Origin of the sequence: uncultured Roseibium sp. (genome assembly GCF_963675095.2) — a bacterium.
In the GTDB taxonomy this organism is placed as follows: domain Bacteria; phylum Pseudomonadota; class Alphaproteobacteria; order Rhizobiales; family Stappiaceae; genus Roseibium.
Genome location: NZ_CAXXSJ010000047.1, coordinates 1 through 24309, shown reverse-complemented (window position 1 = coordinate 24309; position 24309 = coordinate 1). Strand labels below are relative to the sequence as shown.

The window sequence follows — 24309 nt, the reverse complement described above, 5'->3', positions numbered from 1 at the left end:
GACATTTCAAAAATTCCTCCGGAAATTGTCCCGCCGCCGGTGGCGGCGGGACGGACGACCCGATCAGTTCGGGCAGGGTTCGGTGCGTGCCGGCCAGGGAGCGTTCTTTTCCGCATACTCCTTGGCGGCCGCTTCAAGCATCGGACGGACGATATCCGTCATCGGCTCGAACCAGTCGGTGATCTGGTTCCACTTGGTGCCATCCCACTGCTGGATGAACACAGGCACGGAGCCGGCGTGGTCCTCACAGGTCATCTTCACGGGATGCGCGAAGCCTTCCATGCCGATTTCCTTCAGCCGTTCGGCCGTCAGATCCAGGCTTTCCAGACCGATCCGCATGTCTTCGCCGGTGAGAACCTTCTTGCCGGTTTTCATCTGCGCGGCATGGATTGCCTCGGCCACGAGCATCGCGTTCATGACACCACGGTTGTAGAGCGTGCTGCCGACCATTGCCTTGTCGGTCTGGGACTTTCCGGCATCGATCACGTGTTTGATGATATCCTGGATCGCCGGATATTCGGTGCCGACACCGGAGAAATTCATCGCCTTGTAGCCCTTGGCACCCTCGCCGCCGGCAGCAGCATCGTCATCACCGGCCGACCACCAGACGCCGATGAACCGGTCCATCGGGAAGCGGGTTTTTACGGCTTCCTTCACGGCGGTCGGGTTCATCGCGCCCCAGCCCCACATGACCATGTAGTCCGGACGGTCACGACGGACGTTCAGCCACTGCGACGACTGGTTCTGCATTTCCTTGCCCGGAACCGGGTACTGCAGAAGCTCGAAGCCGAATTTCTTCGACAGGTCTTCCAGAAGCGGAATCGGCTCGCGGCCGTAACCGGCATCCAGGAACAGATAACCGATCTTCTTGCCCTTGAGCTTGTCGAGGCCGCCTTCCTGGTGGGCGATGTACTTGATGGCCACGGAGGCACCGTCCCAGTAGGTATCCGGCGCGTTGAAGATCCACGGGAACACGTTGCCGTCAGCCGCGGCCGACAGACCGTAGCCCATGGACAGGACCGGGATCTTGTCCACGGAGGCCTTCGGGATCAGCTGAAGGGTGATACCGGTGGAATACGGATTGTAGACCAGCGCGCCCTTGCCCTTGGTGGCTTCGTAGCACTCAACGCCCTTCTGAGCGTTGTAGCCGGTTTCGCATTCCTCGATGTTGAGCTTGACGCCGCCGACACCGCCGTCACGCTCATTGAGCATGGCGAAATAGTCGGACATGCCGTTGGCGATCGGAATGCCGGATCCGGCATAAGGACCGGTCCGATAGGTCAGCAGCGGAACGTAGTTGCTGTCTTCGGCCGCTGCCTGCTGCACCAGCCCCGAAGAGCCAAGAGCAACAGCGACGGCAGTGCCAAGCGCGAATTGCTTGAAGTTCATCATGCATTTCCTCCCTTGCGGCATCGCTCTGGTTCGAGTGCCGCCGGACCGGTTGAGCCATCCTCCCCGGACAGGTCCGTTGTCCGGATGGCGTGCCTGAATCCTGCCGCTCAGTAGGGGAACGGCCAGACTCTCAGCTTCTGCTTCCCGATCTGCCACAGCCGCGCGAAACCGTGCGGTTCGACGATCAGAAAGAAGATGATCAGTGCGCCGACGATCATGAACGTCAGATGTTCGACCGTCTCCGCGGCAATATCGACGCCGATTACCCCCGGAATGAATTTCAGGAAGACCGGCAGGATCCAGATGAAGGCGGCGCCCATGAAAGCCCCGCCCAGGCTTCCCAGCCCGCCCAGGATCACCATGAACAGGATCTGGAACGACAGGGTGATCGAATAGGACGAGGGTTCGGCCGCATTCAACCAGAAGAACACCATCATCGCGCCCGCGACGCCACAGATGTAGGACGAAACGCCGAAGGCGAGCAGCTTTGTCTGCAGCGGGCGGATCCCCATCAGTTCGGCGGCGATATCCATGTCGCGGATCATCATCCACGACCGGCCGATACGGCCGCGCAGCACATTGGCGACCAGCAGCGCGATACCCACCGTAATCGCCAGGACGACGAAGTAGCGCGCCAGCGGCGTTGCTTCGGCTCCGGAGATCGTGACTCCGAACATCTCGCGTTTCGGGATCTCGATCGCACCCGATGCATTGTAGTTGTAGAGCCACGGAATGCGGATGAAGCACCATTCCAGGAAGAACTGCGCCGCAAGCGTCGTCACCGCGAGGTAAAGCCCCTTGATGCGCAACGACGGCAGGCCGAAAACCGCGCCGATGGCCGCCGAGAAGAACCCGGACACCAGCACCAGGAAGATCACGTTCACGTCCGGAAAGATGGTCGTCAGCTTGTAGGCGGCGTAGGCGCCCACTCCCATGAAGGCGCCCGAGCCCAGGGACAGCTGGCCGGCGAAACCGGTCAGAACGTTGAGCCCGATCGCCGCCAGTGAAAACACCAGGAACGGGATCATGATCGACGTCAGGAAGAAGTCGTTGGCCGTCAGCGGGATCAGCACAAAGGCGATCAGGAGCAACACGGCAATGCCGATACGGTCCTGCCTGATCGGAAACAGCGACTGATCCGCTTCGTAGCTTGTCTTGAATTGGCCGGCTTCGCGATAAAACATGTGCCTTACACCCGCTCGATGATTTTTTCGCCGAAGAGACCCTGCGGCCGGAACAAGAGGAAGATCAGGGCGATGATGTAGGCGAGCCAGGATTCAACCCCGCCGCCGACCAGTCCGCCCCAATAGATCTCACCGATCTTCTCGCCGAAGCCGATGATCAGCCCGCCGATGATCGCGCCCGGGATGGACGTGAACCCACCCAGGATCAGAACCGGCAGAGCCTTGAACGCCACGATTTCCAGCGCAAAGGACACGTCGGAGCGCGCTCCCCACATGATCCCCGTGGCAAGCGCCACCAGACCGGCCGCGAACCACACGATCGCCCAGATCTGGTTCAGCGAGATGCCGACGGACAAGGCGGCCTGATGATCGTCGGCCACAGCCCTGAGCGCCCGGCCGATCCGCGTCTTGTTGAAAAAGATGCCGAGCGCGGTCACCATGATGATGGCGATCACCGCTGCCGCAATATCGATGTGCTGCAGGATGACCAACCCGCGCTCGCCCATTTCGAAAGCCGTCGATCCGGTCGGAAGCCCGAGCTGTTCCGCGATCATCTGCTTCGGCTCGCCGCCGAACACGAACTCCCCGAAACCGATCAGGAAATAGGTCAGACCGATGGTCGCCATCAGCAGGATGATATCCGGCTGGTTGACCAGCGGTCGCATCACCACCCGTTCGATCCCGTAGGCGAGAACGCCCATGACGCCAATGGTCAGCAGCAGCGCCAGATAGGCCGGTATGCCGTGTTCGTACAGGCCGACCAGGGTCAGGCCTGCGAACACCACCATGATGCCCTGCGCGAAATTGAACACGCCGGAGGCCTTGAAAATCAGGACGAACCCGAGGGCGATCAGCGCGTAGAGGATCCCGGTCACGAACCCTTCCCACAGAACCTGCAGGAAGAAGTCCGGCATTTCGACCATCTGGACGAAGGGATCGATGAAAATGTCATACAGCATGTTGGTCGTTCCCCCGATCAGTGGCTGACGCCGAGATAGGCATCGATCACGGCCTGGCTGGCCTGGACCTCTTCAGGCGGTCCGTCTGCGATCTTCTTGCCGTAGTCGAGAACGACGACACGGTCGGACAGGTCCATGACCACGCCCATGTCGTGTTCGATCAGCGCGATCGTGGTGCCGAACTCCTGGTTCACATCCAGGATGAACCGGCTCATGTCGGCCTTTTCTTCCAGGTTCATGCCCGCCATGGGCTCATCCAGCAGAAGCAGGTCCGGCTCCATGGCAAGTGCCCGGCCCAACTCGACCCGCTTCTGCAGGCCGTAGGGCAGCCGGCCGACCGGCGTTTTCCGGATTGCCTGGATTTCGAGGAAGTCGATGATTTCCTCGACCTTCTTGCGGTGCGCGATTTCCTCGTCGCGCGCAGGCCCGTACCACAGCATCTGCGAGAAGAAGTTCTTGCGCATCTTCAGCGACCGGCCGGACATGATGTTGTCGAGGGTCGTCATTCCCTTGAACAGCGCCACGTTCTGGAACGTCCGGGCGATGCCCTGGCTGGCGGCCTCATACGGCTTCATCTTCCGCCGCACCTGGCCCTGCCAGGTAATGGTGCCCACCTGAGGGTGATAGAAACCATTGATCACATTGAGCATCGAGGTCTTGCCCGCCCCGTTCGGCCCAATGATCGCGCGGATCTCGCCCTTCTTGATATCGAAGGAAATATCGGTGATCGCTTTCACGCCGCCGAAGGACAGGGACACATTGTCCACGCGCAACAGATCTTCACGTTCCATGGCCCGGGATTCCGCCTGCGGCATGTCCTCACTCGTCATCATGGCATTCATTCAGCCGCCTCCTGAAGGCCGGACGCGTCGTGCGCAGGCATGTCGCGGATCTCGACAGTCGCTTCGATCGCACCGACCCGGCCATCCTCGAAGGTGACTTCCGTCCTGACATGTTTGGATGTCGAGCCGTCATAAAGCGCCTCGATCAGCGGAGCGTACCGCTCCGCGATGAAATTACGGCGGACCTTCTGGGTCCGCGTCAGCTCGCCGTCATCCGCATCCAGCTCCTTGTGCAGGACGAGGAAGCGCCGGATCTGGGCACCGGCCATCATCGGCTCGCTCGCAAGATCCCGGTTCACCTGATCCACATGTTCCTGGATCATGGAATAGACCTGGGGATGAGCGGCAAGCTCCTGATAACTGGCGTAGTTGACGTTGTTGCGTTCCGCCCAGGAGCCGACCGCCGTCAGGTCGATATTGATGAAAACGCCGACGCGGTCCCGACCGTCACCGAAGGCCACCACCTCCTTGATATTGGGGAAGAACTTCAACTTGTTCTCGATGTATTTCGGCGCGAACAGGGAACCGTCCGTCAGCTTGCCGACATCCTTCGCCCGGTCGATGATCTTCAGATGGCCGTTGTCGGCGATGAAGCCGGCATCGCCTGTATGAACCCAGCCTTCCTCCGTCTTGGTCGACCGGGTCGCCTCATCGTTCTTGTAGTAGCCGACGAAGACCCCGGGAGACCGGTAGAGCACTTCGCCGTTTTCGGCGATCTTCAGTTCGACGGACGGTGCCGGCTTGCCGACGGTGTCGCCATAGATCTCTCCGTCCGGCTGCAGCGTGATGTAGACGCTCGCTTCGGTCTGGCCGTAAAGCTGCTTCAGGTTCAGCCCGAGCGCGCGGTAGAAGCGGAAGATTTCCGGTCCGATCGCCTCGCCAGCCGTATAGCCGACCTTCATCCGCGTCAGCCCCATCCGGTTCTTCAGCGGCCCGTAAACGAAGAAATCCCCGAGCCGGTAGAGCAGCCGGTCTTTCGCGGAAACGCTTTCGCCGTTCAGGATCTTTTCCCCTGCACGCCGTGCAACGCCCATGAAATAGTCGAACATCCGGCGCTTGGTTTTCCCCGCGTCCTCCATCCGCACCATGATCGACGTCAGCATGCTTTCGAACACGCGCGGCGGAGCGAAGAAGTAGGTCGGGGCGATCTCGAGCCGGTCGACATCGACGGTGTCGAGGCTTTCCGGACAGTTCACGCAATAACCGGCGGTGAAGGCCTGTGCGAGGGAAAACACGTGGTCGCCGATCCAGGCCATCGGCAGATAGGCGAGCACTTCCTCATGCTCGTTCAGATGATCGAACGCATTGGCGTTGCGCGCGGAGATGACGAGATTGTCGAAGGACAGCATCACGCCCTTCGGCCGCCCGGTCGTGCCCGAGGTGTAGAGCATGACGGCGATATCCGAGCCCTTGCCGCCGGCAAATCCGTCGGCCCAGGCTTTTTCCGCTCCCGGGTCCTTTTCCAGAACCTTGCGGCCAAGCGCCTGCACACCCTCAAAGTCATGCAGATGCTTATGATCGTAGTCGCGCAGGCCCCGGGTTTCGTCGTAGATGATTTCCTTGAGCGTCGGGACTTCGCTGTCCATCGACAGAAGCTTGTCCACCTGCTCCTGGTCCTCGACGACCGCGAACGTCACCTCGGCGTGGCCGAGCACATAGGCCATCTCCTCGGCGACGGAATCCGCATAGACGGGAACTGGTACGGCACCAATGGCCTGTGCGGCCACCATCGACCAATAAAGCCGGGGCCGGTTGGAACCGACGATGGCAACCTTTTGTCCTTGCTGGAGGCCGAGTTCTTTCAGACCGAGCGACAGATCGCGGATATTGTCCCGCACTTGCGCCCAGGTCCAGCTCTGCCAGATCCCGAAATCCTTTTCCCGAACAGCAGTTCGGTCGCCGAAGACCTTCGCGTTGTGCAGAAGAATCTTCGGAAAGGTGTCCCCGCCGCTCGAAGCGACGTTGGCCAACCCTGCCATAGCGTGTTCATCCCTTTAGAGTCGCCCCGTTTTCCGGGGTCGATTTATGCGCCCATGAAACTATTCGTTTCCCTCCGCTTCAAGCCATTTTTTCAAAAATGGTTTCCGCAGGTCGGAACCGTCCGTCTCTGGACATGCAAACGCTAAGCAGCTTGGATTACGCCAATATGTTTCAATTGTAACAAAATGTGTCACCCGGCTGCAGGGCACGAAAACCGAAAGGCCCTAGCCAATGAAGCCTCAGCGAAATAATGTTTCGCTATGGAGGAGAAAGCCCAACTTCAGGCTCAACTGGACCTGCTTCAGGCCGCGCTTGACCACGTCAACCAGGGATTTTCCGTGTTTGATGCGGACATGCGCCTTGTCGCCTGGAATCGGGGTCTGTGGGAGATGCTGGACTTCCCGCAGGAACTCGCCTGCCGGGGGACGCATCTGGAAGCCTTTTTGCGCGTGAATGCCGAACGCGGCGAATACGGCCCCGGTGATATCGAAGGCAAGATCCAGCGCCGCCTGGAACGGGCCTGGCTGTTCGAACCCCATTATTTCGAGCGGGTGCGGCCGAACGGCCAGGTTATCGCAATCAGCGGAACGCCTCTCCCCCAAGGTGGCTTCGTCACCATTTACACCGATGTGACCGAGGATCGGCGCCGGCAGGAAAAGCTGGAAAAGACGGTCGAGGAGCGCACCCGCGCCCTGCGCCAGAGTGAGGACTGGCTGCGGCTGGTGACCGACAACATTCCAGCCCTTGTCGCCTATCTTGCCCCCGGCCCCATCTACCGCTTCGCCAACCGCCGCTACGCGGAATGGTTCGGCCAGTCCGTCACTTCGATCGCAGGCCGCTCCCCCCGGGAAGTCATCGGTGAAGAGCTTTACGGCGAGATCGGCCTCCAGATCGAACGGGCCTTCGAGGGGCATCTCGTCTCTTACGAATACACCCGCTCCCGTCCCGACGGCTCCCTTGCCTATATGCGCTCCACGATCATCCCCGACATGACCCTGGACGGGCGCACGCTCGGGATCTTCGTGCTGTCGCTCGACGCGACCGATCAGAAGCGCAGCGAGGCAACGCTTTTGCAATCCCAGCGGATGGACGCGGTCGGCAAACTGGCCGGCGGCCTCGCCCATGATTTCAACAATCTGCTGACGATCCTGATTGGCAACCTGCTGAGCCTGAACCGCAAGGAAGGCATGATCGCTGCGGAAACGCTGAGAACCCATCTTGCACCCATGCTGCAGGCGACCCAGCGTGGCGCCGACCTGACCCAGCGCCTTCTGGCCTTCAGCCGGGGCCAGGCTGTCGACCCCAAGGTCGTTCCTCTCCGCCAGGTGCTGGACAATATCGCCAGCCTGCTGAAGGGATCGCTGCCCGCCCCGATCTCGCTCAGGATCGAACAACCGGTACCCGGCCTTGCCGCTCGGATCGACCCGACCCAGATGGAAACCGCGCTGATCAACCTTGCCTTCAATGCCAGGGACGCCATGCCCGAAGGCGGCACGCTTGAGATCCGGCTGGAAGAGCAGGTCCTCGACCAACGCGGCGCGGAAGACCTGTCCGTTCCGCCCGGACGTTATGCGGTCCTGATCGTCAAGGACAGCGGCGTCGGCATGGACGACGACACCCGCCTGCGCATCTTCGAACCCTTCTTCACCACCAAGCCATTCGGCACCGGAAGCGGACTCGGCTTGTCCATGGTCTACGGCTTCATGCGCCAGTCGGGAGGCGCGGTGGACATCATTTCCGAACCCGGCGCCGGCACGGAATTCCGCCTGTACCTGCCCGCCAGGACCATGCCCGCTGTGGCCGCGGAACCCGAAGCCCTGAACACCTTCGGCGAGACCACCAATCTGCGCGGAAACGGCGAACTCCTGTTGCTGGTGGAGGACAACCCGGACGTCGCCGCGGTGTTGACCGAAGAACTCGCCGGGCTCGGCTATTCGGTGCTGCTTGCGGAGAACGCCGAGGATGCCCGCGTCCTGGCAGTTGAGCTGCCGGATCTGCGCGCCGTCCTGAGCGATATCGTCATGCCAGGCCAGATGAACGGACTGGCACTCGCCAAGGAAATCAGGACCAAACGGCAGGACCTCGGGATTGCACTAATGACCGGATACGCCGATTGGGGTAGCCTCGACGCGGACCTGCCGGACTGCGAATTCCCGGTACTTGCCAAACCCTTTCAGACCGACCACCTTGCTCTGACCTTGAAGCAGATACTCACGTCATGACCCATCAGGATTTTCGCACCGGGGGCTTCGACCCGACGGCCAGACCTGCGCTGGTTTTCATCGTCGACGACGAGCCGGACATCTGTACCTTGCTGGTGGAGAACATGGCCCCCTTCGGGATGACGACCAGGGTCTTCTCCCGCGCGACCGACATGCTCGATGCGCTCACCCTGGAGAAGCCGGATGCCTGCCTGATCGATCTCGGTCTCCCGGATATCGACGGCATGACCCTCATCAACGAGGTCCGCAAGAAATCCTCCGTGCCGATTCTGGTCCTGAGTGCGCGCAGCCATTCCTCCGACAGGGTGATGGGTCTCGAGATGGGCGCGGACGACTATGTGGTCAAACCTTTCGACCCGCGTGAAGTCGTTGCCCGCATCCGCTCGATCCTGAGACGGTCCGCAAGTCGGCCGATTGAGCCCGTGTCGGAGGACAAGGCCCGGTTCGCCGGCTGGACCTATACCCCGGGTTCCCACTGTCTCACCTCCAAGGATGGAGAAGAGACCTTTCTCTCCACCGGGGAGGCCCATCTGCTGGAGGCTCTGCTCAGGGCGCCCAAGCGGGTTCTCACCCGTGACTATCTTCTGGAACACGGCGGCCGCGATGAAAGTCTCGACCGGTCGATCGACGTCCGGATCTCCCGGCTGAGAAAGAAGCTCTGCACGCCGGATTTGCCGAACCTGATCCGGACGATCTATGGCTCCGGCTATATGTTCGCCGCCAGCGTCGACTGGAAATAGCTCAGCACCCTATGGGTAGAGCCGCCCCGGCAGCCAGGTTGCCAGGGCCGGCATCCAGTAGATCAACACCAGAACCAGAAGCTGGATGGCGACGAACGGAATGACCCCGCGATAGATATCCATTGTCCGCACGGATGCCGGGACGGTGCCGCGCAGATAGAACAGGGCAAACCCGAACGGCGGCGTCAGAAAGGACGTCTGCAGATTGACCGCCATCATCACCCCGAGCCACGCCGGCGACATGAGCGAGCCATCCGCCATCGGCATCTGCAGGAGCACCGGGGCCACCAGCGGCACGACGACGAAGACGATTTCCAGGAAATCCAGAAAGAAGCCGAGCACGAACATCACGGCCATGACGGCGAGCATGGCACCGAGCGTTCCTCCGGGCAGGGACGACAGAAGCGACGTCACTGTCTCGTCGCCGCCGAGATCTCGGAACACCAGCGAAAAGATGCTCGCGCCGATCATGATGGCAAACATCATCGCGATCATCTCGACCGCCTTTTGAACGATCCCGCTCAGGAGACCCTGCATCTGCAGAGTTCTGAAATTCGCCAGCAGCCCGGCAAACAGCCCCAAACTTGCGGCAATCGCCAGGACGACCACAACCGTTCCCGAAAGGCCTTCCGCGTTGCGGATACCAGAAGCAAGAACACCGGCGAGCACAAGCACCGACAGGACGGGAAGCCCGAGCGGGAGTAGCCTGGATTTCGAAACCCGCGCACCGGCAATCACCACCGCGCCGGCGGCACCAAGGGCTGCGGCCTCCGTCGGGGTGGCAATGCCTGCGAGGATGGATCCGAGCACGCACACGATCAGGAAAAGCGGCGGGCAAAGGCTGAAGAGCAAGGCGGCCCGGCCGGATCCCGGGGCCGGCGTCTGTAATGACACGACGTCCCGGTTTTTCTGCCGGCTTGCCGCGAGCAGCTGGTACAGCATGTAGATACCGACAAGCACCAACCCGGGCAGAACGGATGCAGCAAACAGATCGGCAACGGAAAACGGTTCCGGCGCGAAATACCCCATGTCCCGCTGGGCCGACTGATAGGCGTTTGAAAGCTGGTCGGCCAGAAAGACGAGCACGATCGACGGTGGGATGATCTGGCCGAGCGTTCCGGCTGCCGCAATGGAGCCGCAGGCGAGGCTCGGCCGGTAGCCGTTCTTCAGGAGCGTCGGCAGAGCCAGCAGGCCCATGGTGACCACGGTCGCGCCGACGATGCCGGTAGAGGCTGCAAGCAAGGCGCCCACAAGGGTGACCGACAGGCTGAGACCGCCGGGAAGCCCGCGCAACAGCCAGCCCATCGCCAACAGCAGGTCCTCCGCAACCTTCGAACGTTCCAGCACGAAGCCCATGAAAATGAACAGCGGCACCGCGATCAGCACCTCATTGGTCACAATGCCGTAGATCCTCAGCGGTATGGCGCCGAGCGTGGGCGTGATCCCTGCGAGCGAACCGAAGAAGGCAAAGAGCAACCCGGCCCCGCCGAGCGAAAAAGCCACCGGGAAACCGGCCATCAAAAGAAGACAGACCGAAACGAGCAGCAACAGATCGAGATGGCCGGCGAGAAAACTCATTGGCGGGTTTCACCTGTCACCAGCGCGTCGAACGCCCGGATCGCGAAGGCAAGTCCCTGGAGGCCGAGCAGGAGAGCGAAACACAGGATCGATGTCTTCAGCAGAAACACCGCCGGCAGTCCAGACGGCTGCGCGGAACCTTCGAGCACGGACCAGGAGGCCGCGACGAACGGCAGGCTTTTCCAGAAGATCACCACACAGAGCGGCAAGAGAAACACCAGTGACCCGATGACGTCGATCAGCGCCTTCAAGCGCGGTGCCGCGGTCTGATAGAAAACATCGACTCGCACATGGACGTTGTTGAGCAGGGTAAAACCGGCGGCAAAAAGGGCGAGACCCACATGCAGGTAGAGAACGCTTTCCTGCATCCACAGATAGCCGATGTTGAAGACATAACGCAGCAGCACGACCAGCACCTGGATCAGAACCATGGCCAGGATAAACCAGCCGGCGAGCCGGCCGGCCGCGCGGTTGAGACGATCGATCCAGTCGAGATAACGGGCCATGCAGGAATGCAGCCATACCGATGCGTGATGATGCCCAACGAAAAGCGGGGGAAGAGTGACCTCTTCCCCCGCATCATAGTCCACTTTCACTAAAAATCAGAAGTTCAGCGAAATATCCCGGTGGGGCGACATGCATGCCGCCACATCAAGGGCCATGTCCTTGGGCAACCGGGGCTGAGAACGCAGTCCGATATTCAGCTTGATCGCCTCATTGTAGGTGTTGAGCGCCGGCAGCAACTCAGTCTCGCCCTTCCTGCGCCACGTGAGGTCCTCCGCGAGAGCGGCCAGGGACTTGTCGACCTCTGCGATCGCCTCGTCCTTGTCCGGCGACTTGCTGCGCATGATCTTGCGCGCATCGGTCAGACCCTTGCGGATGTCGCTGGTTCCATCGACATCGCTGACCATGGAGCGGACCTCTTCGATACGCGAGACGGCTGCCTCCGGCTCGAGATTGCGGATATCGTCCTTCAACGAAGCGATTTCCGTCTCCAGACCCGCAAGCTTTTCGGCACCGCCGAGGATTGTGCGGACTTCGGCAATCGGCTCGTAGGCACCATCCACCGTCCTGCGGTAGGTCAGGCGTGCCTTGTTTTCCGCACTCTGGACCGCCGCAAAGGCCTTGTGGGTTTCTTCCCAGCCATCCGGGATCCGGGCCATCAGGGCATCACGCTCACTCGTGAGCTTGTCGATCTCCGCCTGTGCCTTCTGGCCGCGTTCTTCCGAATAGACCCCGTTCGGCCCGGCGCGGGAAACGATCACTTCCAGTTCCTCGATGTGCGCCTCGATGCGGCGTGCATCGCGTTCCAGCGCACGGACTTCGTCATGAACCGGCCGGTAGTCGACGGCAGCCACTTCCACAGCCTTTTCCGCGACGAAGATGTCCTCCATCAACGGCATGGCCTTTTCCGCATCCTCATACCCCGTCTTCAGCTTCTTCTGCAGATCTTTCGGCAGATAGCTCATGTCGACGTTGGACACGGACTGGATGGCACTCATGATGCCGTTGCCGTCCGTCTGGTACATGTCATGCACGATGGTTTCCATGCAGTACTGCAGCTTCGGGTTCTTCGGCGGAGGCGCCGTTTCCGAGAGCAGGGACACGCGATTCGGCAGGTAGTTGACTAGCGACGGGTACTGCCCGACGATCCCCAGGGCCAGAAGCTGCAGGGCAATGAAGGCGATGACGCCCTTGTACATGTCGATCGTCTTGACCGCGGCCGGTGCCACGCCACGCAGATAGAACAGGGCGAAGCCGAAAGGCGGTGTCAGGAACGACGTCTGGATGTTCAGACCGATCATCACGCCGAGCCAGACCGCGGTCACGTTTGCACCCGGGTCGGCCAGCAGGATCGGAGCGACGATCGGCACGACGACCACCGAAATTTCGATGAAGTCGAGGAAGAAGCCGAGGATGAAGATCACCAGCATCACCACGATGAACTGGGCCCAGAAGCCGCCCGGCAATCCAAGCAGGAATTCCTTCACCAGTTCTTCGCCGCCGAACCCGCGGAACGCGGCCGTCAACATGGCCGCGCCCATCAGGATGATGAACACCAGCGCCGAAGTCTTGGCGGTTTCCAGCATCACCCCGCGCAGGGTGTCTTCGAATTTCAGCGTTCTCCAGCCGCTCCACAAAAGCGCGATCAGCAACAGGGAAACGGCAATCAAGGCGACGATGATCGCCACGACATCGTCGCTCGTTTCAATGCGCTTGATGTTGATGGTGTGGAAGCTGAGTGCAATGGCGATCGCCAGAATGGCCAGCACGGCCAGGACCGCGGGCCGGTATTGCCCCCGCTTGCCTTCGCGCAGCCGGTAGCCGGCCATGACCATGGCACCGACGGCACCGATCGCACCGGCCTGGTTCACGGTTGCAACGCCGGCAATGATCGAACCCAGCACCAGGAAGATCAGGGCCAGCGGCGGTACGAGCGTCATCAGCACCTTGCCGAGAAACGCGCGATTGAAGGTTCCGGGCTCATGCACCGCAGGCGCGGCGCTCGGCTTCAGGAAGGCGAAGCCGAGAATGAACAGCATGTAGAGACCGACAAGAACCAGACCCGGAATAAAGGCGCCGAGGAACATTTCGCCGGCACTGGTCGAAACGACCGAAAAGTCCGACGGCATGGAGATTTCGCCGGTCGCTGCCTTGTAGAGGTTCTGGCGCAGCGTACCGGCCTGGTCCACCGCGCTTGCCAGCTGGTCGGCGAGAATGATCAGAACGATCGAAGGCGGGATGATCTGTCCAAGCGTACCGGATGCGGCGATCGTACCGGTCGCCAGCGGCACCGAATACTTGTTGCGCATCATGGCAGGCAGGGAAATCAGGCCCATCGCCACGACCGTGGCGCCGACGATACCCGTGGTGGCAGCCAGAAGGGCGCCCACGAAAACGACCGAAATACCCAGACCGCCGGGGACCGGACCGAACAGCTTCGCCATGGTCACGAGCAGATCTTCAGCGATCTTGGACCGCTGCAGCATGATACCCATGAACACGAACAGCGGAATGGCGATCAGCGTGTCTCGTTGGGCCTCCCAATAGACCCCTCGAAGGTTTGTGGTTCCGGCGCTCAGCCATTGGCTGGGTCCGCCCTGGGCGAAGAAGGCATCCACGTTGCCGGCAACCAGATAGCCGACAATGGACGCGATACCTATGGTGACGATGGCGGCACCGGGCAACGCGAAGGCCACCGGAAAACCGGAGCCGAGAGCCACAGCCATCACCACGACAAGAAGAACGAGAAAGAAGAGTTCCATGGATTGTGTCTCGGCTCAGCTACTGGACGGCATGAGAGGAATGGTCGTGACCGCCGGGTTCTCCGCGGATATCCGCGACAGCGTCAAAGAAATAGCTGACGAACTGGATCATCATCGAAACGGCGAAGATACCCAGGAAGCCCGCCATCAGATATTTGACGTAAAGACCGAAACCGGACTGCGTGATTTCATAGGACAGCATCGGGCTGTTGATGATACTCGACTTGCCGCCCATGCCGACAATCAGAATGACCCAGCACAACGAAACGCCGAACAGGATCGAACCGATGGCATTGACCCAGCCTTTCGTTCGCGGCGCAAAATTCGCGTAGAACACATCGACGCGGACATGGCCTTCTTCCAGAAGCGTATAGGCACTGGCAAACAGGAACAGCGCGGCATACCAGAAGCGCACCAGGTCGGCCATGAAGGCCTGCTCGTAGGAGAAGATGAAGCGGCCGATAACGATCAGCAGTTCGGCGACGACCACGAACAGCGCCAGCCAGTGGAAGCCGAGCGTGCGGGTAAAGGCTGCCAGAACGAACGACACGGCGATCAAAGGCATATGGACGACGGCGCCGCGCCAATGTGACCGGCCGAGGTCGGTGGCCAGATCCTTGCCGACAACACCTTCCAGAAAGCCTTCCACCCGAAGGAAGGAAATCGCCATGTCGGCCAGCCCGACAAGGAGAACGGCCCAGAACATGGCGCGGATCAGATAGGTGTTGATGTCGCTGATGCGCTTGCTGTCCTCGCGGAGCGTCTTTTCGCTGCTACGCAAGACATAGCCAGCGGCCAGCACCAGAAGAAGGACATAGACGCCAAGCTGCAACCAGGACCAGACAATCGGCATTGAACCGTTCGCGGCTCCCCCGTAGATCGGGGCAACGCCCGGCAAGTCCTGCCAGTAGTTCAGGTAATTGTTCACAAGGAACGCTGCCATAATCGCAAGGATTGCCCAGCCGAAGATGCGAATGGCATTATGGCTTGTGCTGGAGCTTCCCCGTCCGGATTGCTTGGCAGACACGTCGTCTTGAACGCTGTCCAAGGCCGTCATCGTGGCGATGCCTTCATTCTTTTTTGATTGTAACGAAATAGGGACGGGAAATTTCCCGCCCCCTTAGCTTCGGTCAGACCGCCTTAGGACGGAATACCCAGAAAGCGGTTGCGCTTCTGGCTGTAAGCGACGTCGGAAATAGCCATCCAGCTACCAATGTCCTTACGCGCTGCGATAACGCTTTCGAAGATCTTCTTGGAAAGCGGATCGTTGTCCATGGCTTCCTGAAGAACTTCCTCGGAGGCTTCACCGAAGGCGTCATAGACTTCGTCGGAGAACTCGCGCAGCTGAACGCCGTGCTCGTTGATCAGCTTCTCGAGGTAAGCACCGTTGTTGGCGTTGGTTTCGGCCATGGTGGCGGCGTTTTCTTCCGCGCAGGCTGCCTTGATGATTTCCTGGTCGGTCTTGGACAGGCCTTCCCAGAAAGCCTTGTTCATGCCGATCGCGAGCTGCGAGCCCGGCTCGTGCATGCCCGGCCAGTAGTAATACTTGGCAGCTTCGTAGAACTTCATGAAGTAGTCGTTGAACGGACCAACCCACTCGGTTGCGTCAACGGCACCGGAAACAAGGTTTTCATAGATCTGGCCGCCCGGCAGGGAAACCGGAGATGCGCCGAGCTTTGCCATGACGTCGCCGCCAAGACCCGGAATACGCATCTTCAGACCCTTGAGGTCGTCAGCAGAGTTGATTTCCTTGTTGAACCAGCCGCCCATCTGAACGCCGGTGTTACCCATGGCAAGGTTCTTCAGGCCGAATTCGCCGGCGAGTTCGTCCCACAGCTCCTGACCACCGCCGTACTTAATCCAGGCGTCCATTTCGGTGTAGGTCAGACCGAACGGAATAGCGGTGAACGCTGCCCAGCCCGGATGCTTGCCCTTCCAGTAGTAGTCGGCGCCGATATAAGCCTGAGCGTTACCGGATGTGACTTCGTCGAAGGAGTCGAATGCGCCCACGCGCTCGCCGGCGGCGAAATACTGCGTGGTGATACGGCCTTCGGTCAGTTCGGTGATACGTGCGGCCAGGCGCTGTGCCGGGATACCCAGACCCGGGAAATCCCGCGGCCAGGTCGACACGATAACCATTTCCTTGGTCGACTGAGCGATGGCCGGAGCAGCGAGAGTGGATGCAGCAACCACACCACCAGCACCGAGACCGGCCTTTTTGATAAACGAACGACGATCCATTAAATTATCCTCCCAAATCGGACATGAATCCAACCGGCGCCTACACTTGCACCGATCTGCGAGTATGTCTAGGTGAAGAAAAGAGCATCGCGCTATTCGTGGTTCTGCGGAAGAACTCAGTAGTAGTACTGAAAAACAAACAAGAGTCGCACCCCAGCACAGAGGGCCGACACAACCCGGGAGATACATGGGAGTGACGTTTAAAACCAAATTGCTCCTGATTACCCTCCTTCCCCTCGTCGCCGTATCGATCCTCATCGGAAGCGCCACCTATTATCAGGCGCGCCAGCTGATCGACGTGGAAACACGCGCGGTCGAAGAGCGGATCCTGGAAACCAAACGGCAGGAAATCCGCAACTACATCTCTCTCGCGCTGACCTCCATCGAACGGATCTACAAGGAAGAGCCTGGCGGCCGCGCCGCGGCCCAGGAGGAAGTCAAGCAGATCATCCACAACATGACGTTCGGAGAAGACGGATATTTCTTCGTCTACAAGCTCGACGGCACCAATCTCGTCCATCCCCGCCTGAAACATCTGGTGGGCGGAAAATGGTGGGACCTTCAGGACCCCGAAGGGGACTACGTGATCCGCAACCTCATCGAGGCAGCAAAGGCCGGCGGCGGTTTCCATCAGTATGTCTGGAACAAGCCGAGCACCGGACAGGTCGAGGAAAAGCTCGGCTATGCCATCCTGCTCAAGGACTGGGGCTGGATGCTGGGCACCGGACTTTACACGGACGACATCGCCCATGAAGTGGCGGCCATCCGGGCCGACTTCGCGGAAAGCATCCGACAGACCGTCATCGTGATCTTCGCGATCACCCTGATCGCCATCGTCATCGCCGGCACGCTGATCGCCGGCGTGCGGTTTTCCGAGGAACGCTTCGCCAACTCCAGGCTGAAGGAACTCACGAACCGGATTTTCGATGTCCAGGAACAGGAACGCAAACGGGTGTCCACGGAATTGCATGACAGCATTTCCCAGTTGCTGGTCTCCGTGCGCTACGGCATAGAAATGATCCAGAGCGAAGCCGGCGGCGCGACGGCGCTGCGCGACTACGCGGCCAAGTGCCTGAAGACCCTGGACGGCGCGATTTCCGAGGTCCGCCGGATATCCCGCGATTTGAGGCCGAGCCTTCTGGACGACATGGGCCTTGCGACCGCCCTTGTCAGTCTCGGCAATGAATTCCAGACGCAATCCGGGATTTCGGTTTCCGTCGACGCCGAAAGGTGCCACCAACGGCTGTCCGACGGGGCAAAGACCGCCTTGTACCGGGTTGTTCAGGAATGCATGACCAACGTCGCACGCCACTCGGAAGCGCGGAACGTGAAGATCGATCTGAAGGTGGGACCGCACACATTGGCTCTGATCGTGGAGGACGACGGCATCGGCATCCCTCACCCGCTGCCGCAAAACGGCGGACTGGGGATCCGCAACATGCGGGAACGGATCGAAACCTATGGCGGCACGCTCCGGCTGTCACGCCGGGCGGATGGTGGCACGCGCCTGCGCGTCAGCATGCCGCTCGAACAAAACGTAAGCAAGGCGGCCTGAAATGACAATCGAAACCACGGCCCGAACGATCAAGGTCCTGCTTGCCGACGACCACGAACTGGTCCGGGACGGCATTCGCGCGCGGCTGGAAAGAACCGGTGCCATCGAAATCGTCGGCGAAGCGACCAACGGCCGGGAAGCTCTGGACCTGGTGGCCGCGCTCAAACCCGATGTCGTGCTCATGGATATTTCCATGCCCATCATGAACGGCCTCGAGGCGGCGAACGAGGTGCGCCGGCGCTTTCCCGGAACCAGCGTCCTTGTCCTGTCGATCTATGACAATCCGGAGTACGTGCGCGGCATGGTCCAGGCCGGCGCGCGCGGTTATATCCTGAAGGACATATCCGCGGCGGAAATGATCACCGCAATCACCAGCGTCGCCAACGGCGGCTACTATTTCTCCTCCGCCATCGGCCAGAACCTCATGAGCGAGCCCCAGGCAGCGCTCGTGGAGGATCCTTACGGGCTAACAGAGCGCGAGCGCCAGGTCCTGACGGCCATCGCCAAGGGGCAGCCAAACAAGGAAGTCGCCAAGAACCTCGGCATCAGCGTGCGCACGGTCGAATCTCATCGCTTGAACCTGCGCGAAAAAGTCGGCACCAAGAACGCGGCCCAGCTTTACAAGGTGGCCCAGGAACTGGGACTACTGGACTAAGACCCGGCTTGTGTCAGATTTGAAGCGCGGCGGTCGCCGGGATCTGATATCCAACGAACACCGAACAAAAACGACAACTACAAATCGCAGGCTTTCCACTCGGATACCTCACATGACCAAACCCCTCATTCTTGTCACGGCGGATGTGAAGCCCGTCGACGGTTATAACTGGCACGCAGCACCCTCCACCTATCTGCATGCCGTCGTCCGCGGTTCGGATGCCCTGCCGGTCGTCCTGCCGTCACTCGGTGCCGAGATCGACATCGACGGCATCCTCGACCAGGTCGACGGCGTGCTCGCGACCGGATCGCGGTCCAACGTCAACCCGCAGATTTACGGCGGCGATGCCACGGAGGCCAACGGCCCCTACGACCCGGAACGCGACGCCACCACCCTGCCCTTGCTCAGGCGCGCGGTGGAACGCGGCGTGCCGGTCTTTGCCATCTGCCGCGGCATGCAGGAACTCAATGTCGCCCTTGGCGGAACGCTCCTGACAGAGGTCCAGGAGATGGCAGGCCGCGCCGATCACCGGGCACCGCCATCGGATCACCAGGACACTCGATTCAAGATCGCCCATCCGATCGAAATCGACCCCGACAGCCGGCTGGCCGAAATCGTTGGAGAAGAACCGATTGACGTCAATTCGCTTCACCGGCAGGCTCTGGGAACGCTCGGCGAGAAGCTGACCGTGGTGGCGCGGGCCGCAGACGGCACCATCGAGTCGGTCGCCCTCAGAGACGCTCCGGGCTACGTGGTCGCGACCCAGTGGCATCCCGAATACTGGGTTTCCAGCGACGGCCCTTCGCAAAAGCTGTTCAAGGCTTTCGGCGACGCCGCAAGAGAACACCGGGCCCGCCGTCTCGGCCTGGATTGACACATTGCCTGAGTGAGGTTCGACCGGTCATGTCCCATTCCCACGATCACGATCATCATCATGACCATTCCGAACTCTCGGAAACGGAACTGCGCGTCCGGGCTCTGGAAACGGTCCTGACGGAAAAAGGCTATGTCGATCCGGCGGCGATGGACAAGCTGATCGACATCTATGAGACCAAGGTCGGACCCCGCAACGGCGCCCATGTGGTGGCCACCGCCTGGACCGATCCGGAGTACCACGACTGGCTGATGAAGGACGCGTCCGCCGCCATTCACCACCTCGGCTATATCGGCCGGCAGGGGGAACACATGGTCGCGGTCGAAAATACCACCGATACCCACAACATGGTCGTCTGCACCCTGTGCTCCTGCTATCCGTGGCCGGTCCTCGGCCTGCCGCCGGTCTGGTACAAGTCCGCTCCTTACCGCTCAAAGGCCGTCCGCGATCCGCGTGGTGTCCTGAAGGACTTCGGCATCGAGTTGCCGGAGACGACAGACATCCGGGTCTGGGATTCCACGGCGGAAGTCCGCTACCTCGTCATTCCCCGCCGCCCGGAAGGCACCGAAGGCTGGAATGCGGAAGACCTGGCGAAGCTCGTCACCCGGGACAGCATGATCGGAACCGGTCTGGCGCTGACACCGGAACAACTATGCGAGGCAGTGTCATCATGAACGGCGCCCAGGACCTTGGCGGCATGATGGGCTTCGGCCCGGTCGTCCAGGAAGACAACGAACCCCTGTTTCATGGCGACTGGGAGCGGCGGGCCTTCGCCGCGACACTGGCGATGGGCGCGACCGGAAGCTGGACGCTGGATGCCTCCCGTCATGCACGCGAGACCTTAGCCCCGGCGCAATATCTGTCTTCAAGCTACTACCAGATCTGGCTGGCAGGCCTGGAAAAGCTGCTCGCCGAGCGCGGTCTCGTCACGGCAGACGAAATCGCCGCCGGACACGCCCTTACGCCCCCTGCTCCGGTCAAGCGCAAGCTCATGGCGGACGATGTCGAGACGACCCTTGCCAAGGGCGGGCCGGTCGACCGACCTGCCTCCGCGCCCGCGACATTCGCGGTTGGCGATCATGTGGTTGCCAGGAACATGCACCCGGAAAGCCACACCCGCCTTCCCCGCTATGTCCGCGGCCGTCCCGGCGTGATCGAGGCCGTTCACGGTGTCCATGTGTTCCCTGATACCAACGCCCACGGACTGGGAGAACAACCCCACTGGCTTTACGGTGTCGCCTTCAGAGCAGCAGATCTCTGGGGCGCGGATGCGGATCCGAAACTCACGGTGCGGGTCGACCTTTGGGAGCCCTATCTTGACCCGGCCTGAGATCGATGCACCGGAGCTGGCACGCGTAATTCCGGGCCTGCCGAATGACGGCGAAACGCCCGTGTTCCGCGAACCGTGGGAAGCACGCGTCTTCGCCATGACCGTGTCCGCCCATGACGCCGGCCTGTTCACCTGGCCGGAATGGACACAGGCGCTGGGAGCGGAAATCCGCGCGGCAGGCGCCAGCCCCGAAGATACGGGCGCGAACTACTACCGGCACTGGCTCGCAGCCTTTGAAAAACTGCTCGCCGAAAAAGGCGCCACCTCAGCCGAGACGCTCGCCGACCTGACGGAGGCCTGGGATCGGGCCGCAAAGGCGACGCCCCACGGCCAGCCGATCGTCCTCGGCGCAGACAAAGATCAGACCTAGCCCCAGCCGAGCGTCGCGATCAGCAACGTCACCCCGAGGAAGAACACCAGCAGCGCGCCGCCGATCTCGATGCTCCGGTGCACCACATGGGCCAGCCTACTGCCGTCGCCGGACAGGCGCACGGCGACGCCTTTGGCGCCGACCGCCAGACCCGCGAGCACGGAAACCGTAATCCCGGTGCCGAGCGCCATGACCAGTGTCGACGCGATACCGGCGACGATCAGCCCCTGGGACAGGGCAAAGACCAGAACGATCAGCGCGCCCGTACACGGACGCAGGCCAACGGCGAGCACGATCGATGCGGCGCGCGCCCAGCGTGATCTTGCCCTGCACCATGTCCGGCGTCGGCGCATGGGCATGTCCGCAGGTCGAGCAGACCCCGTCCGCACCGATTTCGTGATGGTGATGGTGATGCCCGTGATCATGATGATGATCGTGGCCGCCATGGCCATGGGCGTGAGCATGCGCATGGCCATCACCGGCCGTCGGCGCGAAGCCGGCCAGGATCGGCTGCAGCGCCTTTTGCCACAACAACCAGCCACCAAGAACGGTGATGAGCACATAGGAGCCGATCTCGAACCAGCGGGCCGTATCCTGGATCGCGATCGATGTCAGGTTGAAGATGACGGCCGCCACCCCGACCAGCACGATCGCCGTTACCGCCTGCGCGAACGCCGAGACAAACGACAGCACGATGCCTTTCCTCAGCGTCTCGTTGTTGGCGACCACATAGGAGGAAATGATCGCCTTGCCGTGGCCCGGCCCTGCGGCATGAAAGATCCCGTAGGCGAAGGATATCCCGATCAGGAGCCACGCGGCGTTCGGATTGGTCCGGAACATCCGGAGCGCACTGACCAGCTTCTGGTAGAACTCGCCCTGCAGCCGCGCGATGGTGGCGAACCATTGACTCACCAGACCGGGCTGTGCCACCGCAACCGGAGCGGCTTGCGGCTTTGGCGTGTTGAGCGCCTGGGTGATCGCCTCCTGGGCGTTTCGGGCGGCACCCGGCTCTGTTTCCGCGGTTGCCGCAGCAACGCCGTCACTGGACGCGGCGCAGGTCACGATCATCTGGTTGACCTGGGTCGCGGCCGCGGACTGCAGCTCCGGCGGCAATTCCCGCTGGTCGGCTCCAACCTGCGCCAGCGCGTAAGCCGTCGCATCATCCAGGGGCGGCGGTTCCTTGCGCTCGATGCGGCACTGGCCCGGCGCGTTCTCGACCCCCAGTGCATCGTCTCCCTTGGCGAAACGGAAATCGACGTAATAGGTCGGATCATAGATGTCCAGCGTGATCGGCTTCGTGGCGTCGGACGGCTCTTTCAGCTGCAGACGGAAATGCAGCTCCAGGAGATCGACGGTGTCCGGAATGTCCGAACCGTTCCGCCGGCGGTCTTCCTCGATAGCCTCGAAGTCCTCCGGCTTCATCACCCAGTAGTCCTTGAGACCCACCGTCTTGACCTCAAGCCAGTAGTCCGTCGGCGGATTGAAATCCAGCTCCACACGTGTGTTGTCGCCGAATGTAAAGTAGCCGTATTCGGCAATGCCCTCGATATTCACCTTGGCGAGTTCGGCGAGTTCCTCGCGACTGAAGTGACCGTCCCCATTGGCGTCGAAGCCCTGGATCGCGAAAACGGTGTAGGCATCGTCGAAGCGGAACACGTTGTCCACCGCAACCGCATTGCCTTTGTCGTCGAACACGAGCTTTGAACGGGCCTCGATGAAAACATGCGGATGGGCAAGCGCCGCAATCGAGGTGAGGAGCAGGCAGGCAAGTGCCAGACCGGCATGGAGGTAACGCGCCAGAAGAGCGGTGTGAAAAGGCATCGGACCTGCACGGACAAGATGAGGTTGGGCTATCCTTCCTGTGCAAACGGGATCGCGGCGGGATCAAGGCCGCTCCAATGATGCAGCGCCATAATTACCGAAAATTTATTTCCTCAAAGCCCCGAACCAAGCGGAATATTTCAGTCACTCGAGCCGCCAAATAAGCAAGAATAAACACCTTATTCCGGTATGAGCGGTATCTTTATTTCAGAAACACACTTTCTGAAGAGTGAAATCATGAACGCCCTGCCCCAGTCCATCAAGGAAGCCGGTGCATTTACCGCCGTTTTCGATCATCCCGAATTCCGCGACCATGAAGACGTGGTTTTCGTTCGCGACCGGGAAACCGGCCTCTCCGCCATCATCGCTATTCACAGCACCGCCCTCGGCCCGAGCCTCGGCGGCTGCCGGGTCTGGCCCTACGCCACCCCAGCCGAAGCGCTGACCGACGCGCTCCGGCTGTCCCGGGGCATGACCTACAAGAACGCCCTGGCCGGCCTGGATCTCGGCGGCGGCAAGGCGGTGATTATCGCCGACCCGCGCAGGGACAAGACGCCTACGCTGATGGAAGCCTTCGGTCGCCACGTGGACCGACTGGCGGGAACCTATATCACTGCCGAAGATGTCGGCGTGTCACCGGAAGACATGGACCACATTTCCCGCAAGACCGCTCATGTGCGCGGGACCGAGGCCACCGGCCTCGGCGATCCCTCGCCCTATACCGCACTCGGCGTCTTCACCGGTATCCGGGCCGCCGCCCGCCATGTCTTCGGGTCAGACGATCTCACCGGTCGAACCGTCTCCGTCCAGGGCCTCGGACACGTGGGGTTCGATGTGGCCGCCCGCCTCCATGAAGCAGGCGCAAAGCTGATCGTGTCGGACATTCACGCCCCCTCCGTCCTGAAGGCCATCGAAACCTTCGACGCCCGGGCAGTTGACCCGGCAGAAGCCCATCGGGTCGAGGCGGATGTCTTTGCTCCTTGCGCCCTCGGCGCCGGCCTGAACGCGGGAACGATCCCGCAAATCCAGGCGAAGGTCGTCGCGGGTGCCGCGAACAACCAGCTGCAGACCCCCGCGGACGGTGAAGCGCTCAAGGCGCGCGGAATTCTCTATGCGCCCGACTACGCGATCAACGCCGGCGGTGTCATTTCCATTGCCCTTGCCACGCCGGGTGGCAGCGATGAAACGGTCCGCCTGAAGACCCTGGCCATCGGCGACACGCTGACGGAAATCTTCGAACGCGCCAAGGCCGAAGACAGGACGCCGGAGCAGATCGCCGACCGGATCGCCGAGGAGCGTC

At 61.2% G+C, this 24309-nt stretch carries 20 protein-coding genes and 1 pseudogene; 9 read left to right on the top strand and 12 right to left on the bottom strand.

What is annotated here, in order from left to right; all coding sequences use genetic code 11:
• Positions 1-63: 63 nt before the first annotated feature.
• From ABIN98_RS17225 to ABIN98_RS17205, 5 genes are all read right to left on the bottom strand, one after another.
• Entirely contained in the window at positions 64-1389 is a 1326-nt protein-coding gene (locus ABIN98_RS17225; RefSeq protein WP_346911870.1) for an ABC transporter substrate-binding protein, read from the bottom strand.
• Positions 1390-1499: 110 nt separating this feature from the next.
• A complete protein-coding gene (locus ABIN98_RS17220; protein WP_346911815.1) occupies positions 1500-2576 on the bottom strand; it encodes a branched-chain amino acid ABC transporter permease in 1077 nt (358 codons plus the stop codon).
• 5 nt (positions 2577-2581) lie between these two features.
• On the bottom strand, positions 2582-3535 hold the full coding sequence (locus tag ABIN98_RS17215) for a branched-chain amino acid ABC transporter permease (RefSeq protein ID WP_346911814.1): 954 nt from the start codon (positions 3533-3535) through the stop codon (positions 2582-2584).
• A 17-nt stretch (positions 3536-3552) separates the two neighbouring features.
• Positions 3553-4368: an ABC transporter ATP-binding protein gene (locus ABIN98_RS17210; RefSeq protein WP_394701541.1), complete on the bottom strand. Its 816-nt coding sequence runs from the start codon at positions 4366-4368 to the stop codon at positions 3553-3555.
• Between the two features lie 5 nt (positions 4369-4373).
• Positions 4374-6356 carry an AMP-binding protein gene (locus ABIN98_RS17205; RefSeq protein WP_346911812.1) on the bottom strand — a complete coding sequence of 661 codons (1983 nt, stop codon included), beginning with the start codon at positions 6354-6356 and terminating at the stop codon, positions 4374-4376.
• A gap of 261 nt (positions 6357-6617) precedes the next feature.
• On the opposite strand from ABIN98_RS17205, the gene ABIN98_RS17200 reads away from it, so the two are divergent.
• Together ABIN98_RS17200 and ABIN98_RS17195 are read left to right on the top strand one after the other, a co-directional pair.
• On the top strand, positions 6618-8579 hold the full coding sequence (locus ABIN98_RS17200; RefSeq protein WP_346911811.1) for a PAS-domain containing protein: 1962 nt from the start codon (positions 6618-6620) through the stop codon (positions 8577-8579).
• The gene (locus tag ABIN98_RS17195) at positions 8576-9319 is read left to right on the top strand and encodes a response regulator transcription factor (protein ID WP_346911810.1); all 744 of its coding nucleotides are present in this window, start codon (positions 8576-8578) and stop codon (positions 9317-9319) included. The genes ABIN98_RS17200 and ABIN98_RS17195 overlap by 4 nt, the downstream gene beginning before the upstream one ends.
• 9 nt (positions 9320-9328) lie before the next feature.
• Here ABIN98_RS17195 and ABIN98_RS17190 read toward each other — a convergent pair whose 3' ends face one another.
• From ABIN98_RS17190 to ABIN98_RS17170, 5 genes are all read right to left on the bottom strand, one after another.
• Positions 9329-10897 (bottom strand): TRAP transporter large permease subunit, encoded by a 1569-nt coding sequence (locus ABIN98_RS17190; RefSeq protein WP_346911809.1) that lies wholly within the window; start codon positions 10895-10897, stop codon positions 9329-9331.
• A complete protein-coding gene (locus ABIN98_RS17185; RefSeq protein ID WP_346911808.1) occupies positions 10894-11403 on the bottom strand; it encodes a TRAP transporter small permease subunit in 510 nt (169 codons plus the stop codon). The genes ABIN98_RS17190 and ABIN98_RS17185 overlap by 4 nt, the downstream gene beginning before the upstream one ends.
• 96 nt (positions 11404-11499) lie before the next feature.
• Positions 11500-14163 (bottom strand): TRAP transporter large permease subunit, encoded by a 2664-nt coding sequence (locus ABIN98_RS17180; RefSeq protein ID WP_346911807.1) that lies wholly within the window; start codon positions 14161-14163, stop codon positions 11500-11502.
• A 19-nt stretch (positions 14164-14182) separates the two neighbouring features.
• Positions 14183-15220, bottom strand: a complete 1038-nt coding sequence (locus ABIN98_RS17175) for a TRAP transporter small permease subunit (protein WP_346911806.1) — start codon at positions 15218-15220, stop codon at positions 14183-14185.
• A gap of 83 nt (positions 15221-15303) precedes the next feature.
• Positions 15304-16404 (bottom strand): TRAP transporter substrate-binding protein, encoded by a 1101-nt coding sequence (locus ABIN98_RS17170; protein WP_346911805.1) that lies wholly within the window; start codon positions 16402-16404, stop codon positions 15304-15306.
• 193 nt (positions 16405-16597) lie between these two features.
• Here ABIN98_RS17170 and ABIN98_RS17165 point away from each other — a divergent pair, with 193 nt between their 5' ends.
• The 6 genes from ABIN98_RS17165 (at position 16598) to ABIN98_RS17140 (ending at position 21188) form a co-directional block, all read left to right on the top strand.
• Positions 16598-17959: a cache domain-containing protein gene (locus ABIN98_RS17165; protein ID WP_346911804.1), complete on the top strand. Its 1362-nt coding sequence runs from the start codon at positions 16598-16600 to the stop codon at positions 17957-17959.
• A gap of 1 nt (position 17960) precedes the next feature.
• Positions 17961-18614: a response regulator transcription factor gene (locus ABIN98_RS17160; RefSeq protein ID WP_346911803.1), complete on the top strand. Its 654-nt coding sequence runs from the start codon at positions 17961-17963 to the stop codon at positions 18612-18614.
• A gap of 112 nt (positions 18615-18726) precedes the next feature.
• Positions 18727-19488, top strand: a complete 762-nt coding sequence (locus tag ABIN98_RS17155) for a gamma-glutamyl-gamma-aminobutyrate hydrolase family protein (RefSeq protein ID WP_346911802.1) — start codon at positions 18727-18729, stop codon at positions 19486-19488.
• A gap of 29 nt (positions 19489-19517) precedes the next feature.
• The gene (nthA, locus tag ABIN98_RS17150; RefSeq protein WP_346911801.1) at positions 19518-20162 is read left to right on the top strand and encodes a nitrile hydratase subunit alpha; all 645 of its coding nucleotides are present in this window, start codon (positions 19518-19520) and stop codon (positions 20160-20162) included.
• Positions 20159-20818 (top strand): nitrile hydratase subunit beta, encoded by a 660-nt coding sequence (gene nthB, locus ABIN98_RS17145; RefSeq protein ID WP_346911800.1) that lies wholly within the window; start codon positions 20159-20161, stop codon positions 20816-20818. Before nthA ends, nthB begins: the two co-directional genes overlap by 4 nt.
• Complete coding sequence (locus tag ABIN98_RS17140; RefSeq protein WP_346911799.1) at positions 20805-21188, top strand: nitrile hydratase accessory protein; 384 nt, start codon at positions 20805-20807, stop codon at positions 21186-21188. Before nthB ends, ABIN98_RS17140 begins: the two co-directional genes overlap by 14 nt.
• Here the strand turns inward: ABIN98_RS17140 and ABIN98_RS17135 are convergent.
• Together ABIN98_RS17135 and ABIN98_RS17130 are read right to left on the bottom strand one after the other, a co-directional pair.
• Complete coding sequence (locus tag ABIN98_RS17135; protein ID WP_346911798.1) at positions 21185-21541, bottom strand: hypothetical protein; 357 nt, start codon at positions 21539-21541, stop codon at positions 21185-21187. The two genes, ABIN98_RS17140 and ABIN98_RS17135, sit on opposite strands and share 4 nt — an antisense overlap.
• 31 nt (positions 21542-21572) lie before the next feature.
• Positions 21573-23009: pseudogene (locus tag ABIN98_RS17130) on the bottom strand (DUF1007 family protein); the annotation flags it as partial.
• 237 nt (positions 23010-23246) lie between these two features.
• Here ABIN98_RS17130 and ABIN98_RS17125 point away from each other — a divergent pair.
• Positions 23247-24309 (top strand): Glu/Leu/Phe/Val dehydrogenase dimerization domain-containing protein (locus ABIN98_RS17125; RefSeq protein ID WP_346911797.1); only part of this gene is annotated, 1063 nt, incomplete at its 3' end.

Bases quoted from the DNA above. Each gene is read 5' to 3' on its own strand.
- ABIN98_RS17225 (WP_346911870.1), bottom strand. From the start codon at position 1,389: ATGAACTTCAAGCAATTCGCGCTTGGCACTGCCGTCGCTGTTGCTCTT.
- ABIN98_RS17220 (WP_346911815.1), bottom strand. From the start codon at position 2,576: ATGTTTTATCGCGAAGCCGGCCAATTCAAGACAAGCTACGAAGCGGAT.
- ABIN98_RS17215 (WP_346911814.1), bottom strand. From the start codon at position 3,535: ATGCTGTATGACATTTTCATCGATCCCTTCGTCCAGATGGTCGAAATG.
- ABIN98_RS17210 (WP_394701541.1), bottom strand. From the start codon at position 4,368: ATGATGACGAGTGAGGACATGCCGCAGGCGGAATCCCGGGCCATGGAA.
- ABIN98_RS17205 (WP_346911812.1), bottom strand. From the start codon at position 6,356: ATGGCAGGGTTGGCCAACGTCGCTTCGAGCGGCGGGGACACCTTTCCG.
- ABIN98_RS17200 (WP_346911811.1), top strand. From the start codon at position 6,618: ATGGAGGAGAAAGCCCAACTTCAGGCTCAACTGGACCTGCTTCAGGCC.
- ABIN98_RS17195 (WP_346911810.1), top strand. From the start codon at position 8,576: ATGACCCATCAGGATTTTCGCACCGGGGGCTTCGACCCGACGGCCAGA.
- ABIN98_RS17190 (WP_346911809.1), bottom strand. From the start codon at position 10,897: ATGAGTTTTCTCGCCGGCCATCTCGATCTGTTGCTGCTCGTTTCGGTC.
- ABIN98_RS17185 (WP_346911808.1), bottom strand. From the start codon at position 11,403: ATGGCCCGTTATCTCGACTGGATCGATCGTCTCAACCGCGCGGCCGGC.
- ABIN98_RS17180 (WP_346911807.1), bottom strand. From the start codon at position 14,163: ATGGAACTCTTCTTTCTCGTTCTTCTTGTCGTGGTGATGGCTGTGGCT.
- ABIN98_RS17175 (WP_346911806.1), bottom strand. From the start codon at position 15,220: ATGACGGCCTTGGACAGCGTTCAAGACGACGTGTCTGCCAAGCAATCC.
- ABIN98_RS17170 (WP_346911805.1), bottom strand. From the start codon at position 16,404: ATGGATCGTCGTTCGTTTATCAAAAAGGCCGGTCTCGGTGCTGGTGGT.
- ABIN98_RS17160 (WP_346911803.1), top strand. From the start codon at position 17,961: ATGACAATCGAAACCACGGCCCGAACGATCAAGGTCCTGCTTGCCGAC.
- ABIN98_RS17155 (WP_346911802.1), top strand. From the start codon at position 18,727: ATGACCAAACCCCTCATTCTTGTCACGGCGGATGTGAAGCCCGTCGAC.
- nthA (WP_346911801.1), top strand. From the start codon at position 19,518: ATGTCCCATTCCCACGATCACGATCATCATCATGACCATTCCGAACTC.
- nthB (WP_346911800.1), top strand. From the start codon at position 20,159: ATGAACGGCGCCCAGGACCTTGGCGGCATGATGGGCTTCGGCCCGGTC.
- ABIN98_RS17135 (WP_346911798.1), bottom strand. From the start codon at position 21,541: ATGCGCCGACGCCGGACATGGTGCAGGGCAAGATCACGCTGGGCGCGC.